Here is a 14,173-nt window from a genome sequence, read left to right as displayed (position 1 = left end):
AAGCTGTCCGACGACCAGGTGTTACTGATGTTGCGCTGGCCGTCTCAAGCTGTCCGACGACCAGGTGTTACTGATGTTGCGCTGGCCGTCTCAAGCTGTCCGACGACCAGGTGTTACTGATGTTGCGCTGGCCGTCTCAAGTTGTCCGACGACCAGGTGTTACTGCAACGGTGCTTCCCCATAAACAGGCAACTACAGCTACTTTAAGTGGGGGAACTTCCGTTCTCTTTTTCTTACGAGAAAAAAATATAACCACTCTCTGAAATCTCGTCAAATCGCCTTTGGGCGCTCTGAGTTAGGTCGCCTTTTGCGGTCGGCCCGGGACCTACCTTGTAGGACACCCAAGCGGCAGGCGGGCATGCGCCACTACAGAGCCGGCTTACGAGCGTCCTGTGAGGGATCGTTTACCGGGCGCTTCAGTGGTAGTCAGCGGTAACTGTTTTGGTGATTCCGTCGAGACGGATCAATCCTCCGTGGGGAAGGATCCATTGGGGTCGAGTGTGGCCGAAGGGAACTCCGACGCAGATCACCGCGTCCGGGTTGTACGTGCTGACCTGCTCGATGATCACCTCCCGCTGTTCTTTCCTAAGTCTGGCTCGTTCGTCCGCTGCGGGAACAGGTTCCCCTAGCCGGCTGACGGGCGGGCGGGCGACCAGCAGGCCGGCGACGGCTTCGAGGATTCCCCTCTCGCCCAGGGCGCGCACCCATCTCTTCACGTCGTCTGCTGCAGGCAGCTCCTCGCTAGTTTCGAATAGCAGGATCGCCCCTTCGAGGTCGGCCACAGCCGGCACCCGGTCAGCTATCGCGATCTGGTCAATCACCTCTAGGCAACCGCCCCAAGATCGTCCTTCCACCACCGTCGTCGGACCGGACCATGCCCAGGGTTCCGTCGCCTCGCGGACACCGAACTGGGTCAGAGCGCGAGGGTCTGTCCAGGGGATGCCGTAGTCTTCCGACTCTCCAGGATCGGTTAACTCAATGGTTCCGCCTTCGATTAGTGCGGCGCGAAGCGAGGCCAGGTGCACGTCATCCACGCGTGGGCCTGGTCCTAGGTGCACCTGTGTGGAACCACCGTAGTAGCTGGGGATCCCGAGGCCCCACAAGAAGTTGTGCAGGTTCGTGTTGTCGCTGTAGCCGAGGAACGGCTTCGGGTTGTCGGCGATGACATCGGCGTCGATGTGCTTGATGACGGTTACTTGGTCGTCGCCGCCGATCGTCGCAAGTACGGCTCGGATCGTGGGGTCGGCGAACGCGGCAGTGATGTCAGCAGCCCGTGCTTGGGCGTTTGCGCCGAGTTGCCGTGTAGTTGCGTATTCGACTGGAATCAACCCGGTGGTTTCCGTCAGTCGCTTCATGGCCTGTTCGTGAACAGCCTCCGAGACGGCTGGCGCCGCAAACGCTGGAGAGAGGATCGCAACCCGATCGCCAGCGCCGGCCTTCGCGTGGGCAGTCAGTTTCTGTGACGTCATCAGATCATTAGAGCAGTCAGTCGCCCTGTCTGTCGGCTTCCACGCCGGTCCACAAGACGTCCGCAAGGCCGACGGGGAGGACCTACTCCAGCACTGCGGCCGTCTGTATGCGACAGCCGTGCCTAGCAATCCCGAGACGCCCTTCAACGTGGATGTGGATTTGATCGCTTCGTGGCCGACTTCAGTGATCACTCGGAGTCGCACCAACGTCCGTAAGCCGCCAGGAAAACGGGTAGTCCCAGCCGTAAGCCGGTGGTTCAACGGACGCCCTGATGCCCGATAGGGGGATGGCTTACCGGACTATACGGATGAGAAGGAACTACTCCAGCACCGCGACCATCTGCACGCGACGCCCGTACCTAGCAAGCCCCAGGCTGTCTTCAACATGGACCAGTTTGCGGTGGAAGTCAGTCGAAGGGGCTTCCTCCGCAAAACCGGCTCGCGAGTAAAAAGGCGCATTCCACGGAATATCGGCATAAGTGCGCAGCGTCAATCGATTATGCCCCCGTCCTCGGGCTTCATCCTTCGCGGCATCGATCAGCATGCGCCCATATCCGCGACGACCATATTCGGGTAAGACCGAAAGTTGCTCTAGGTGGGCAATCTTTTCTGACTCAATGACGTGCACGAAACCCACGACAGCGCCTGTATCGGTCGCTTCAGCGACCAGGACGTATCCGGGCTCTGAAGCTCTCGAAGCGCCAGATGGGGCCGGTGGCCACTGCTCAGGAAGCAGCCGATCAATGAGAAGCCGATCGGCAGCATTTTCGATCGACTCGACTGCAGCGTAGTCAGCCGGTGTCGCGAAGCGGATTCGAGCGGTCACAAATTGATCATATGGTGGCCGCCCGTAAGCCGGTCGATTACCGTGCTACAAGAACCCGCTGGGACTGTCCGCACGATTCCTGGCAAGCGCTATGTACGTAAGACCCGCACGATCAAATGCACGGTGACGGGGGGATTACTGCAACCATGTTCCTTATGAGGTGGCACTCATCCGCTACGCAGACTCCTGCCCCAACGTCACACTCACCGTTACCCGCGCCTGAATTGTCAGGAGCCCTCCGCCCGCTCGATGAGGCCGTAGCTGTGCGACCAGGCCACGGCCTTGCCGTAGATCCCGTTGACGCACACCAGCGGGCGGCCGTACTTCGGGAAGTCCCGGATCGGTGAGCTGTCTTCCATGGAACGGATCGTGTCTGCGTCCAGGGCGCGCGACCATCCGGTCCATGTCCTCGGGAGAGCCTGCCTTGATCACGGCTCAATTTTAGAACGGATCCCGAGGCTTATCGGCCGCGAAGAAGGCTCTCAGCCAAGGCTCCTTCTCCACGGGATATCCACCGTCACTGAATGCACGGATCAATTGAACGACGGCAACTAGTTGACGAACTCCATGTCTGCGCTGTTTGGCTTGCGAAGCCTCTTTGGGTCGGAAGCTGCGAATACGTATGGGGGCTCACCGAACCACTCACGGATCACAGCACTTTGGGGCACCATCGCGGTAGCTTCCTGCGCCCAAGCTTCGCGGGTTATGGATGCAAGTTCACTCATGTCCGGTAAGCCGCCACTACAAGCCACCCCTGATAACGCTCCTGTAACGCAGGGTGTAAACACTTATGACCAACGATGTTTTGGCGCCGCGGATGTCCGACAACGGGTGGTTCCGGAAACTGACAGATACGGCGTCCCCTACCTCGGAGAAAGGGGATCACCATGGCCGAGATCACCCAACTCACGTTTGTCGGTGACTGGCGCATCACGGTGATGAGCAAGAGCGCTGGCTGGAGCCAACGGGTGGCGACGAGCGGGTCCATCGCCGGTACTGTCTTCGTCGACGGCGTTCCCGGGCAGACGCTGGACATCCTTGGCAATGGCACGGCTCCGTGGGTTCTGCGTATCGAGCACAACGACGGTTCGACGGGATGGCAGCCAAGCTGGTTGCGGGGCACGTCAACCATCATCGGCGTTCGGCTGTCGATGAGCATCGATTCAGAGGACATCACCACGGAGACGGGTGGAGATTTCAACGATCTGATCATCCGAGTAGACAAGTTGGGCGCCGTGTCGCAGCAGGTGCCGCCATTCGCGATCCGCCCCGAGACCCTGCAGGCGATGCCCGAAGGCTTCTTCGAGGCCACCTTGGGCCGCTACTTCATGGCGGTGCGGGTGACGAACATCTTCACGCATCCTTGGCCTGCCTCCGCGCGCGTCGGACTCTCCAGGCGATCCCGCGCGTGGCTCGCCGCAGGCGGCGCCAACGTGGTCGACGCGTGGAGCGCGAACGAGCAGGCGGCGCTGGGGCAGACGGTCGTCAATGGGCAGGTGGCGGCAGGCGGATTGCCAGCTTGGGAGTCGCGGTTGATCTATTTCAAGGTCGATGTAAGCGCCGCGCAGGTGCGCAAGCATCAGGTCGAGGTGCAGGTTGACTCCGACTTTGGCGCCGAGGCCACGGAGTTGATCAGCAGGAAAGCGAAGGCACCGATCCAGGTGTCGCGCACGACCTTCGACGCGTCGACCAACACATTCTCCTCGCGATGCGATGTCGGCACGATGACGGCCGTCATCAAGGAGCTCGCCATCGACTACAACTCGTTCAAGCGCGCGTTGGGTGACGCCCGCCGATTCATGCGCGGTAGTGAGGGTGGTGGTTCGACCACGCCCACGCAGGGATGCGATCCGCGCAAGCTGGAACAGGTCCGCGTTCAGCTGGTGGCATTCCTCGCAGGTAAGGACGTCGACATCTGCGCCATCTGGCGTGACCTCGCGTGCTGCTGCGCGGGAGGCACACACGATGACTGCTGCGACGACTGGACGGAGTGCCCAGGCCCCGAGCTCTCCTTCTTTCTGTGGCCGACGAAACTCGACTACACGGTCGACTATCGCCCGTCGTTCGCCGGCCAGTTCGGCCCGATCCCATACGACGATCCATGGTGGAAGGCGCTGCTCATCATCATCGCCATCATCTTGACCATCGCCGCATGGGCGTCGTCGACGGCGGACCTCGCAAACCGGGGGGACAGCGTGTCGATCGGCTTTCTCACCGGCTCGATCCTCAATGCGCTCAGCGCCCGACAGGCGGTCGACCCCCTGTCGACGGAGCCCGGGACGATCGACGCGGCGGTGGTTACACTGGTCGGCAACCGCGATCTCACGCCGGCGGTTTTCACTGAACTCGACGCGCAGAGCGGCGAGTTCTTCACAACCACGCCCATCGTTTCGCTCGACGGCACGATCGACACACCCGGCACGTTCCTCACGAATGCGCAGATCGACGCGATCTTCCAGAACCTCGCGGACAATCCGTCCGATGCGGCCGCGCAAGCCGCTGTGCGCGCCTACAAGAGCGGCGCGCGCAGCGGACTCGGACTCGGTGTCATGTCGTCGCTGGTCGCCCAGTACCCGCGTCTCAACGACGACGGCGACGTGCTCTGGCTCATGAACCAAGTCACCTTCCGCCAGGACTCCGACACGACCGACTCGCTCTCGTGCTCGGGCGACTCCGGCTCACTGTGGTTCCAGCAGGGAACGAACTCGATCATCGCCCTCAACCACGCCGGCATCGAAGCGGGTACGACGGCCGGGGCGTCCCGTATCGAAGACGTGATCAACCAGCTATCCATTCGCTTCGCCTGAGGGAGGAAGCATGCCGCAAGAGACGCCGAGCCCGAACCGGAAACCTCTCGTGGACGTGGCCGCTGAAGAATCCAGGCGACTCGCAGACGATCCGAACTTCCTGTCGATGGGCGTCGGCCTCAAACTCGTGAGGGGAGAGCCACAGCTCTCCGCAGCCTTGCAGTACTACGTGCGCGCGAAAGCCGCGAGGGGCGAACTGGAGAAGCTCGGAACGACGATGATCCCCACCGAGGTGGGAGGCTATCCGACGGACGTCATCCAGGTCGAGATCGCCCAGACGCTCACCTGTCCACCGCAGAATCCGCCAACTGGTGACCGCGGCAGCGAGATCGAGGACCCCCTCGTCGGCGGCACTTCGACGACGACCCTGAACAGTTTCCATTCGTTTCCCACCGGCTACGGCACCCTCGGCGGCATCTGCTTCGACGCCGTGAGCGGCGATGCGATGGCCCTTTCGAACGCGCACGTATATGGCGACGACATCGGCGCCGAGGGCATTCAGCCGTGGCTGCCGACGGACGAGTACATCGGCGCCGCGATCAAGTGGCTGACATGCGGCGGACCGCTTTCGCACCTGTTCTTCTGGACCGCGCCCAGCGCGGCCACGGCGATCCTGGACGTGGCCGCCGCGGCGGCCTGGACGGTCGCCCTTGCGGCGGACGCGGAAGACCCCAGCCGCTGGGGACAGCGCACGACCACGGTGCCGCCCGCCGGCGCGCTGACGGAGCGTGAGCGTGTACACCTCGAGGCCGAAGTGCCGCACCTGCCTTTCCCTGGACGCACGTGGAACGCGAAGACGCACTGGGACTACACACGGGTTGCCACCAGCGGCTCCACGAGTGGCACCATCGATGAGGAGCGTCCCAACGAGCACGCGCTCATCGGCAAGCGGGTGTTCAGCGATCGGCCCGTCTATCGCGGCGGGGAGCGCGTGCGGATCTGCGCGGAGATGTGGACACGCGCGCGCGACAAGACGCAGGATCTGTTCGTCGTCGCGCACTGCTTCCCCATCGCCGATCCCTCCCGCATCACACGACGCGTGCTGGTGCCGAACAACATCTGTGGCCGCGTCGACGGCGCGCTCGAGAAGGAGCGCGAGCAGGTGTGTGTCCACGGTTTCAACGCGCAGATCCCCGGTGTGGCGCAGATGCTCTTCCCGGTTGTGGTGGCGCCATTCCGGATCTGGAGCAGCGCCCCCTCCACCCAGATCCACGGCACCTCGCTTGGCATTCCGGCAGACGCCGCGATCCACATCGCGATCCCACCGAGCACTCACGTCGATCTCGACGTGTCCCATCGCACGACGCGCGTGCGCGCGCGCGCTATTGCCGCAAACGGCGACGTGGTCGACGAAGCGTCGTCGACGGATGAGCAGGGAGTGACGCAGAAGCTCCGTCTCACCGGACCCGAGATGGTTCGGGTCGATGTCGAGGGTGGCAGTGGCGAAGGGCTTCTTTCTTCGATCTGCACTGACAAGCACCGAATCTCCGTCGATCGTTGGAAGGGCAGGTCAACCTACCACACGGGCACATTCGACCTGGCTCTGCAGGAGCAGTCCGGCACGTGGGCCGTGGTCGTGATCTCCCAGAGTATGGACATGTCGCCCACCGGCGGCGACCCGATCGCAGCGGCACGCCGCCTCGGCGGCGTGGTCAACTCCGCGAACGTCCAAGAGCAAGGTGAATGCACCTGCACGCTGCTCTTCGACCACACGTTCCAAGTGCAGTGACCCGAGCGGATCTGACCGCCGAAACATCCGGAGACGCAGCACGTCGACCCGCAGAGTGGCGTACGTTTACCTTGCCCGCGCATCGTCGACGCGATCGATTCACGGACCCGCCCCGCGGCTTGGTTCCGTGAGAACGTGGCCAGGATCCGGCCGGAGTATGCCCCGGCAAACCCTGCGGACAGGATCAGTTACGAAGCGGGGACCAGGCGCAGTGCGACCTGTGGTTCCCGGAGGTGCGGATACCCCTCGGAGCCGGCAAACCCAGGGTCCTGCCGGTGCTGGTGATGGTGTCCTCGCATTCGCGGTTCATCATGGCCCGGATGATCCCGTCCCGGATGACCGGGGATCTGCTGACCGGCATGTGGGAGCTGATCGGGTCCCTTGGCGCGGTTCCGCGGAGGCTGATCTGGGACAACGAAACCGGCATCGAGCGGCGGAATAGATACGCCGCCGGCGTGGCGGCGTTCGCCGATGTCCTCGCGACCAGGATCGTGGCAGGTCAAGCCCTATGCCCCGGAGAGCAAGGGCGTGGAGGAGCGGGCCAACCAGTTCCTGGAGACCTCGTTTCTGCCCGGCCGGCCCTTCACCTCGCCGGCGGATTTCAATGTCCAGCTAGCGCAGTGGCTCTCCAAGGCCAATGCCCGGCTGGTCCCGCGGACCAATGTGGTTTGGCTGATGCTGAAAACCGCAAATTTGGCCGGGCAAGGCCATACGGCTATGGAAAGACGGCATCAGGAGACAGGCCAATATCGAGGCTCGTACCAGAAAATATTGAGATGAGTCTGAGAGACTGCTAAGTGAGACTAAGCTGCCAACGTTAGTGGGCCAGATCAACGGAACCACTTCATGGCCGGATCAAGAGGAGCTGATTTTGATGGGCATGGTGAATTCCGGCGGCTCCGAGGGCTCGAAAGGGCCGGACGTTGGGCCGTCTTCCCAGGCAACCTTGGTAATTCGAGTCTGGAAGGAACCGGAAAGTCCTGAACCCTTCCGTGCACGGATCATCGCGGAGTCGGCGGAAGGTGACGAACCTACGGTTACTTATGCTCGCGGCCGGGAGGAAGTAGCCGCAGCCGTGAACCGATGGCTATGCAACCTCCCTGATGCTTAGGAACTTGCCGAGTCCGCCCAGCGAAAGGAAGGTTCGCCAAAATCGACGGCGTCCATGGAAACCGGGCCGTCGGAACTGCGTTTCGATGGCAGCAACTTTGTCCGCTTTTAGTGGCTCGTGGGGACGTTGATTCCCGGGTGGGTGTCATGCCGAGCCCGGCTCCTACAGAATGTCAGCGACTAGGCGCCGAATGCCCTCCGACGGCGCAAGGCCCATGTCCTCATACAGCTTCGCTCGATACTCTTCGAAGGCACGAAGCGCGGCGGCAGTGTTGCCCTGCTGCCTTTGAGCCTGAATGAGAAGTCCAACCGCACTTTCATAGAGCGGTTCAAGTTCCATTGCCGCCTCCGAGGCCTCCACGGCAATCTCAAAGTCGCAGCGCGCCAGCGACTGCCGAGCAATGATCTGAAACGCGTGGAGCCGGTCCTGCCGCAACCTGCTCTGTTCAAAGAGCACCCAATCGTCATACCAGCCCGGGAGTAATTCGGCGTCCCGTAACTGGTGCAGGCATGAGACCACGTCTGCATTGAGGCCGACTCTACTTAGCTCCCGGACCTGGGCGCGGACCCTGTGCAGGTCGACGTCGACCATGTCACTGAGGGACAGCACCGTTCCGCCATTGATGAGCAGGCCCGGGACCTGCCGTGAGACCAAGTGCATGCTCACGCGCAGACTCTCCATGGCCCGGCTCTCGGAGCTCTCCGGCCACAGGAGCCCAACGAGGTAACTTCGAGGGCGGGGGCCGTGGATGGCCAGGGCAGTGATGAGCCTCTGTTGACGCGCCGCAACTTGCATGACGCACGAGTTCCTGCGGAGTTTCCACGACTGGAACAAGCTCAGCTGAAAATGGCAAAAGTTGCCGCTTCCCATTGGTACCCCCAATATCCAGCGTGACTGCGAGCTGGAACAGTTCTAGCCACGAGGATCCGCATTTCGGGAGGGGATGTCAATGGGCCGCCGCATCTGGCAGATTTGTGAAGCGAAATAGCGCAAACTGGGCACGCTGACAGCTCACGCGCAATAATGACCACAACTAAAACCGTCCCGCGAAGCCGGGCCGAAAGGCCCTAGCGACGAGGGTCTATGAGGAGCGGCCAATCTTGAATTCTGCTTATGCGCCGCTGCTAAACGATTTTGCCGGGCCCGCTGCCGCCCAACGTGCATTCGCCAGCACTATCTCTAGAACTCGATTCGGACCGAATTGTCGTCCGGGAGCCCTATCACCTCCGGGCTAATTGGAGCTGTCTAGTTCACACACTTTGCGCTCGGAGGTCCTCGTGTCCCACGTTAACGCCCGTCTGACCGTTCATGGAAGACGCCTGATCGTTGACCGTGTGGCCGCAGGCCGCCCGGTCGCCCATATCGCCGCGGAGCTGAGCGTGTCCCGGCAGACCGCGTACCGGTGGGTCAGACGCTTCCGGGCCGAGGGCGCGGCAGGCCTGCCGGACCGCTCGAGCCGGCCGAGGTCACCGACCCGGACGAGTTCCGAACGTGAACAGACCGTCCTGGACACCCGGCCTTCTGTGAGATTCGGGCCACTGCGGATCGCTGCGCTCACCGGCGTTCCGGCCCGGACAGTGTCCCGGATCCTGCGCCGGCACAGGGTTCCGCGGCTGGCGGACTGCGATCCGCTGACCGGTGCCCCGATCCGCGCGGCCCGGACCACGACCAACCGGTACGGGCGAGCCCGGCCCGGGGAACTCGTCCACCTGGACGTCAAGAAGCTCGGACGCATCCCCGACGGCGGCGGCTGGCGCGCCCACGGCCGTTCGGAGCAGGTCAAGGGACGCGGAATCGGATACGACTACGACCACGTCGCGATCGATGACCACACCCGCATCGGCTACGCCGAGGTCCTCCCCGACGAGAAGGGCGCCACCGCGGCCGAGTTCCTGACGCGCGCCGCAGGCTACTTCGCCGGCCACGGCATCCACCGGATCGAACGCGTCATCACCGACAATGCCTTCGCCTACCGCAACTCCGCCGCGTTCCATCAGGCCGTTGCGGACCTCGGAGCCGGGACCGACTGTAGCTGTGGCTAGCCCGCGGACTTTCCCATCAGCGTCCATCAATCAACTGTGGCGTTGAGACTAGGCCTTAGCCAAGAGCGCCTAGCCGTGCGCGACATTGTGGCAGTCACCACTTAGGTAGTCGATGAGGGCGCGGGCGATTGGCTGGCCGGTTTGCCTTTCGTAGTACGTGAACGCGGGACTCGGGTTGACCTCGAAGCAGTAGACGCGACCCGCCGGCGTGACCTTTAGGTCGATGCCAGCGAATGGAAGGTTCAGGGCTGAGGCCAACTGAAGACATTTTGTTTCAAGGTCGTCAGGGAGTCGCACCTCAGTCAGACTTAGCCGGTCGCTGGGGCTCGGGTATCGATAGTCCACGGCATCTGTATGGATTGCCGTCGCAATAGGCTTGTCACCCACGACATGTACCCGGACGTTCACCCCCTCGACGAACTGCTGGAACTGAGTGGGACACCAGGACACGCGATGAAGTCTCCGCAAGTCCTCATCGCCGACCAGCCGGACAATCGACCGGGTAGCACTCATAGATTTGTAGACTATGCGCCGATGAAGCGTTCTGAATGCCAGGATCTGATCTACGTCATTTGAGACGATTGTGTCGGGCACAGACAGTCCCTGGGCCTGTATCAGCTGGGCTTGGTAGGGCTTCGAAGAATTGGATGCGGCGGAGGTAGGCCGGGTCACTACGCGAGAGTCGGCTATTTGGCACCACTCGAAAAAAGTGTCATAAAAGGCCGCAGACTGCCCGTTCTCCCAGAGAATATCATTCCCCACCCGTAGATAAACGCCGCCTATGGCCTCGAGTGCGTAAGATCTACCTCCGCAGCCAAGTATGCCGGTCGGGCGTCCATGGTTCAGCTCGAACGTAATAGAGGCTTCGGCAGCGTCCGCACCGCTCATGAAGATGTACGGGATCCCGATCGATTCGACGAGTGAATGGACGCTGGACAGTGGGCTATCCGACGCTTCCCCGCACAGGAGGATCATGGTTCGTTACCAGAAAGCGCCTGAGCTAGAGCTGCAATAACCTCAGTTCCACCGGGACGTAAGTCGGGATGCGTGGTGGCACCTGCGAAGCACCATGCGCCCTCAGCATATGACAGTCGGACACCCAATAATGGGGTTTCTGAGATCGCGGCCAGACGACCGCACGCTTCCCGGACGCCTATCGACAAGTCCGCACCTATCGTTTCTTTGCCCACAACAATGACATTCTGATGGTTCTCGAATTCACCCAAAGCTGGGAAACGGTTGGCAGCTTCATCGCTGGATCCGTGTCTGCTAGATCTGATTAGGGGCTTCGTCTTCAAACCGGACACCTGGGCCATTTGCACCCATTCGGACCAGTGCCGGGCGCGACCAGCAAATGCACTCGGCGATGGAACGTTTAGCATGGGTCGAGGAAAAGCGTAAAGCCAACTGACGAGGAACGATACGACTTCTGCCGCCGCATAAAGTTGGTCGGTCTTCGCGGCTCGTTCCATGGGTCCCCAACTGGGTATCTTCCGCAAACGATTCAGTACTCCGGTCACAGTATCGCTCCGTACGACTGCATCGTTCTGCAGACGAACCTCAGATATGCTCGAACCACCCTCAGAAATGCGATGGATCCACCGTTGAGCTGAGGTGAAATCATCAGCAGTCAGAACTTCAAACGGAGTGAGGCCATAGTCTTGTAGCCGTGCCCTTGCCCACAAGGCCTCATCGTCGGACGGATCGCAAATCAGGAGCCACATCGCACTATCCCCGCGCTAACTCAATACAGTTTGGGTGGAACGGTCGTCATTCAGACCTAACTACACCATTCGTACATGACTACTCGTCGTTGGGTTGGTCGCGTCCTACTGGCGGCCGGTCTCGCCGCTCTATGAAGTGCTGCACTTGCGCCTCTGAATCCTCGACCTGCCGGGCGCTCATGGGTTCGTCCTGCTCCGACGCTGGCACATCACGGAAAAACGGGGATGCCTCGAACTGCTCGCCCTGATTGTCCCGCCCTTTCTCTATCATGGATTCCTTCATCGATTCCTTCACTGGCGGCCGTCCCTTCTCTTCATCCTTTTCCTTGTCCTTTTCCTTGGGCTTGGGCGCGAATATGCTGACGTTAAGCGCAAACAGGACGTCGGCTATTGGATTGGCATACGCAACGGAGCCATCACTAGTTCCGGCGAAAAGCAGGCCGACGATCCGTCGATTGGCGGAATCCACAAGCACGGAGCCGGAATCCCCGGGCAACATAAAGGCTGAGGGTCCGGGCCACGTGCTCTGCCCTATTCTTATCTGGTTCTTGAACTTTCTGTAGGTACCGTCGGATTCGACCAAGACAAACGAAGCATCAACGCTTTCAACGGTCCCGTTTGTCAGCCCCGTCCTGGCGCCCCGCTTTCGGACCGGCCACCCTACTACTGCCGGCATGGTCGCGGGAGGAAAGATTGTCCCGATATCCTTGATGGCGTTGATCGCCGGGCGCGCGGTGTTTAGAAAGGCCACTGCGCCGTCAACATATTCAGTAATAGCCGAACGTGCCACAGTTGCGATCGTGTCGGGGGGGCATGTTCCTCCTAAGCCAGGTGGAGGCTGAGCCACGTTCAGGGGACTCGTGCTCGTGGTCCCTGCCACTAATACGTGCCAGTTGCTGAGCACCCCTAATCGAACTGTGCCGGGTGGTGATGCATTGTCCTGGACGATTGCCCCCAGGGTTCCAAAACCCGGGATTTGCGTGCAGGCGCCGCCGGCAATACCACCGAGGAGTGGATTGTAACGCACGGCATCTTGCGTGAAAATGTAAGGTCCCTCTTGACGCACATCCGTTGCAAACGGACCAAATGTCTTAGGAATTACTTGGTCTTCCTCGAGTTCGTCCTCATTCTTCTTTTTCTCTACGAAGACTATAATTGCAGGGATCTCGGTCGTCTCGTCTCCAACCTGTTTGTAACCAATGTCAACACCTGTAACGCCGGGACGCGCCAGGATTTCATCTTCTATCTGTTCTTTAATTCTTCTGATCGCATTAAACACTTGTATAACCTGAGCCTTCCGTTATCAAGCTCGACAAGAATACATATTTGGTCCGCCGTTAGCCCCGCGTTGATTATCGACCACATGAAATGCGCACGACCTTTCTCCACGCTCAAGGTTTGGAGAGAATCACGCGATTTGTATTGACCAAAAGATTCCGTTCTCCGCCCGGCTCCGGTTGTCCGGCAATGTGTGGTCCGGGTTTAGAAAATCCATTGGAAGATGCGCGAACAAAGTCACCGTCATCACCCCGCCATTGCCAAATGTAAAAAAGTACCGTGCCGGCATTCGCATCAACTATGGCAATATGCCTCGTGCCGAATTCCTCTGTCCATCGGCACCAGGGTACCCATCCGCTACCCACGTTAAGAGTTTGGCCTTGCGGTATTTGCCGGTCATATTTGTGTTCCTCCATATTTAGGAACCAAATGCTGCCGGTCCAGAAATTCGTCACGCTCTGAACTGGTGTTCCCGTACCCATCATTTCTCCTATAGGCCGTGCATCAATGAGTCCTGGTGCCATTTACGTGTTATCCCCACGCGTTGATGGCGGGGCGCCGTCGCCGAATGCGCCCAGTCGCAGGTACGACTCGAACCTGCCACATCATCTCTTGAGGCACGGTAGAACCGAATCGTCGTCAGTGGATCTCCGTAGCGGCAACAGTGGCATGATAGGGGCGCATGAGAAAACCCGTTTCACCGTCCCATATAATCTCCATATCCCACATGCCGCGGCGAACGCGCGCCGTGGGTAGGTGTGATGGATCGTAACTGTTGGGTGGGTATAGAGTCACTCCTTCGGGGAGAGGAATATTTTCTTCCCTGCAGTATTGAAGCGGGTCGCGGACAAAGTTCGATGCGCTGCTTCCGACATCGCTGAATTCGCTAATCGCATCAATGAGACGCCGATTGCGGGTGAGTTCCAGCACCACCTCGTGCAGTTCGATCTCATCTTCCGCAATGCGAATCCTTTCCCTAAGTTGAGCGATTTTAAGCTGATGCTCGATAACGTCCTTTTCGAGGGTGGCAAAAAGTGCGCTCCTACGTATGGCGATTTGGTACTCGCGCTCCAGAGCCATGGCTCCTCGCTCTCGCTTTTGTTAGTCCGGTAAGGGTCTGAATTTTTTCACGCACGCGTTACAGGATCGTTACTCATCCAGTTGTCCAACCGCAGGCCCTGGACCCT

At 60.6% G+C, this 14,173-nt stretch carries 10 protein-coding genes and 2 pseudogenes; 4 read left to right on the top strand and 8 right to left on the bottom strand.

From position 1 onward, the window contains the following. Positions 1 to 416: 416 nt before the first annotated feature. The 3 genes from M2428_RS03085 to M2428_RS03075 all read right to left on the bottom strand — a co-directional run bounded on the left by M2428_RS03085 (position 417) and on the right by M2428_RS03075 (position 2,654). On the bottom strand, positions 417 to 1,469 hold the full coding sequence (locus M2428_RS03085; RefSeq protein WP_277523545.1) for a S66 peptidase family protein: 1,053 nt from the start codon (positions 1,467 to 1,469) through the stop codon (positions 417 to 419). Positions 1,470 to 1,788: 319 nt separating this feature from the next. Next, a complete protein-coding gene (locus tag M2428_RS03080; RefSeq protein ID WP_277523543.1) occupies positions 1,789 to 2,295 on the bottom strand; it encodes a GNAT family N-acetyltransferase in 507 nt (168 codons plus the stop codon). A gap of 227 nt (positions 2,296 to 2,522) precedes the next feature. Continuing rightward, positions 2,523 to 2,654: a hypothetical protein gene (locus M2428_RS03075; RefSeq protein WP_277523541.1), complete on the bottom strand. Its 132-nt coding sequence runs from the start codon at positions 2,652 to 2,654 to the stop codon at positions 2,523 to 2,525. 528 nt (positions 2,655 to 3,182) lie between these two features. Between M2428_RS03075 and M2428_RS03070 the strand changes: the two genes are divergently transcribed. The 3 genes and pseudogenes from M2428_RS03070 to M2428_RS03060 form a co-directional block, all read left to right on the top strand. Then, positions 3,183 to 5,102 (top strand): hypothetical protein, encoded by a 1,920-nt coding sequence (locus tag M2428_RS03070; RefSeq protein WP_277523539.1) that lies wholly within the window; start codon positions 3,183 to 3,185, stop codon positions 5,100 to 5,102. Between the two features lie 10 nt (positions 5,103 to 5,112). Continuing rightward, positions 5,113 to 6,831 (top strand): hypothetical protein, encoded by a 1,719-nt coding sequence (locus M2428_RS03065; protein WP_277523537.1) that lies wholly within the window; start codon positions 5,113 to 5,115, stop codon positions 6,829 to 6,831. A gap of 117 nt (positions 6,832 to 6,948) precedes the next feature. Then, positions 6,949 to 7,476: pseudogene (locus M2428_RS03060) on the top strand (DDE-type integrase/transposase/recombinase); the annotation flags it as partial. Between the two features lie 628 nt (positions 7,477 to 8,104). On the opposite strand, the gene M2428_RS03055 reads toward M2428_RS03060, so the two are convergent. Continuing rightward, positions 8,105 to 8,602, bottom strand: coding sequence for a bacterial transcriptional activator domain-containing protein (locus M2428_RS03055; RefSeq protein ID WP_277523605.1), 498 nt, complete (start codon positions 8,600 to 8,602; stop codon positions 8,105 to 8,107). A gap of 617 nt (positions 8,603 to 9,219) precedes the next feature. On the opposite strand from M2428_RS03055, the pseudogene M2428_RS03050 reads away from it, so the two are divergent. Next, positions 9,220 to 9,960 (top strand): annotated as a pseudogene (locus M2428_RS03050) (leucine zipper domain-containing protein); the annotation flags it as partial. Positions 9,961 to 10,053: 93 nt separating this feature from the next. Here the strand turns inward: M2428_RS03050 and M2428_RS03045 are convergent. From M2428_RS03045 to M2428_RS03030, 4 genes are all read right to left on the bottom strand, one after another. Next, positions 10,054 to 10,959: a hypothetical protein gene (locus M2428_RS03045; RefSeq protein ID WP_277523535.1), complete on the bottom strand. Its 906-nt coding sequence runs from the start codon at positions 10,957 to 10,959 to the stop codon at positions 10,054 to 10,056. A gap of 828 nt (positions 10,960 to 11,787) precedes the next feature. After that, positions 11,788 to 12,987: a hypothetical protein gene (locus M2428_RS03040; RefSeq protein ID WP_277523532.1), complete on the bottom strand. Its 1,200-nt coding sequence runs from the start codon at positions 12,985 to 12,987 to the stop codon at positions 11,788 to 11,790. A gap of 112 nt (positions 12,988 to 13,099) precedes the next feature. Beyond that, entirely contained in the window at positions 13,100 to 13,510 is a 411-nt protein-coding gene (locus M2428_RS03035) for a hypothetical protein (RefSeq protein WP_277523531.1), read from the bottom strand. Between the two features lie 115 nt (positions 13,511 to 13,625). Next, positions 13,626 to 14,066, bottom strand: a complete 441-nt coding sequence (locus M2428_RS03030) for a hypothetical protein (RefSeq protein ID WP_277523529.1) — start codon at positions 14,064 to 14,066, stop codon at positions 13,626 to 13,628. Positions 14,067 to 14,173: the final 107 nt, after the last annotated feature.

The sequence above is a fragment of the Arthrobacter sp. ES3-54 genome (genome assembly GCF_029504395.1).
Classification (GTDB): Bacteria; Actinomycetota; Actinomycetes; order Actinomycetales; family Micrococcaceae; genus Arthrobacter.
This window is presented reverse-complemented; position numbering and strand designations above follow the sequence as displayed.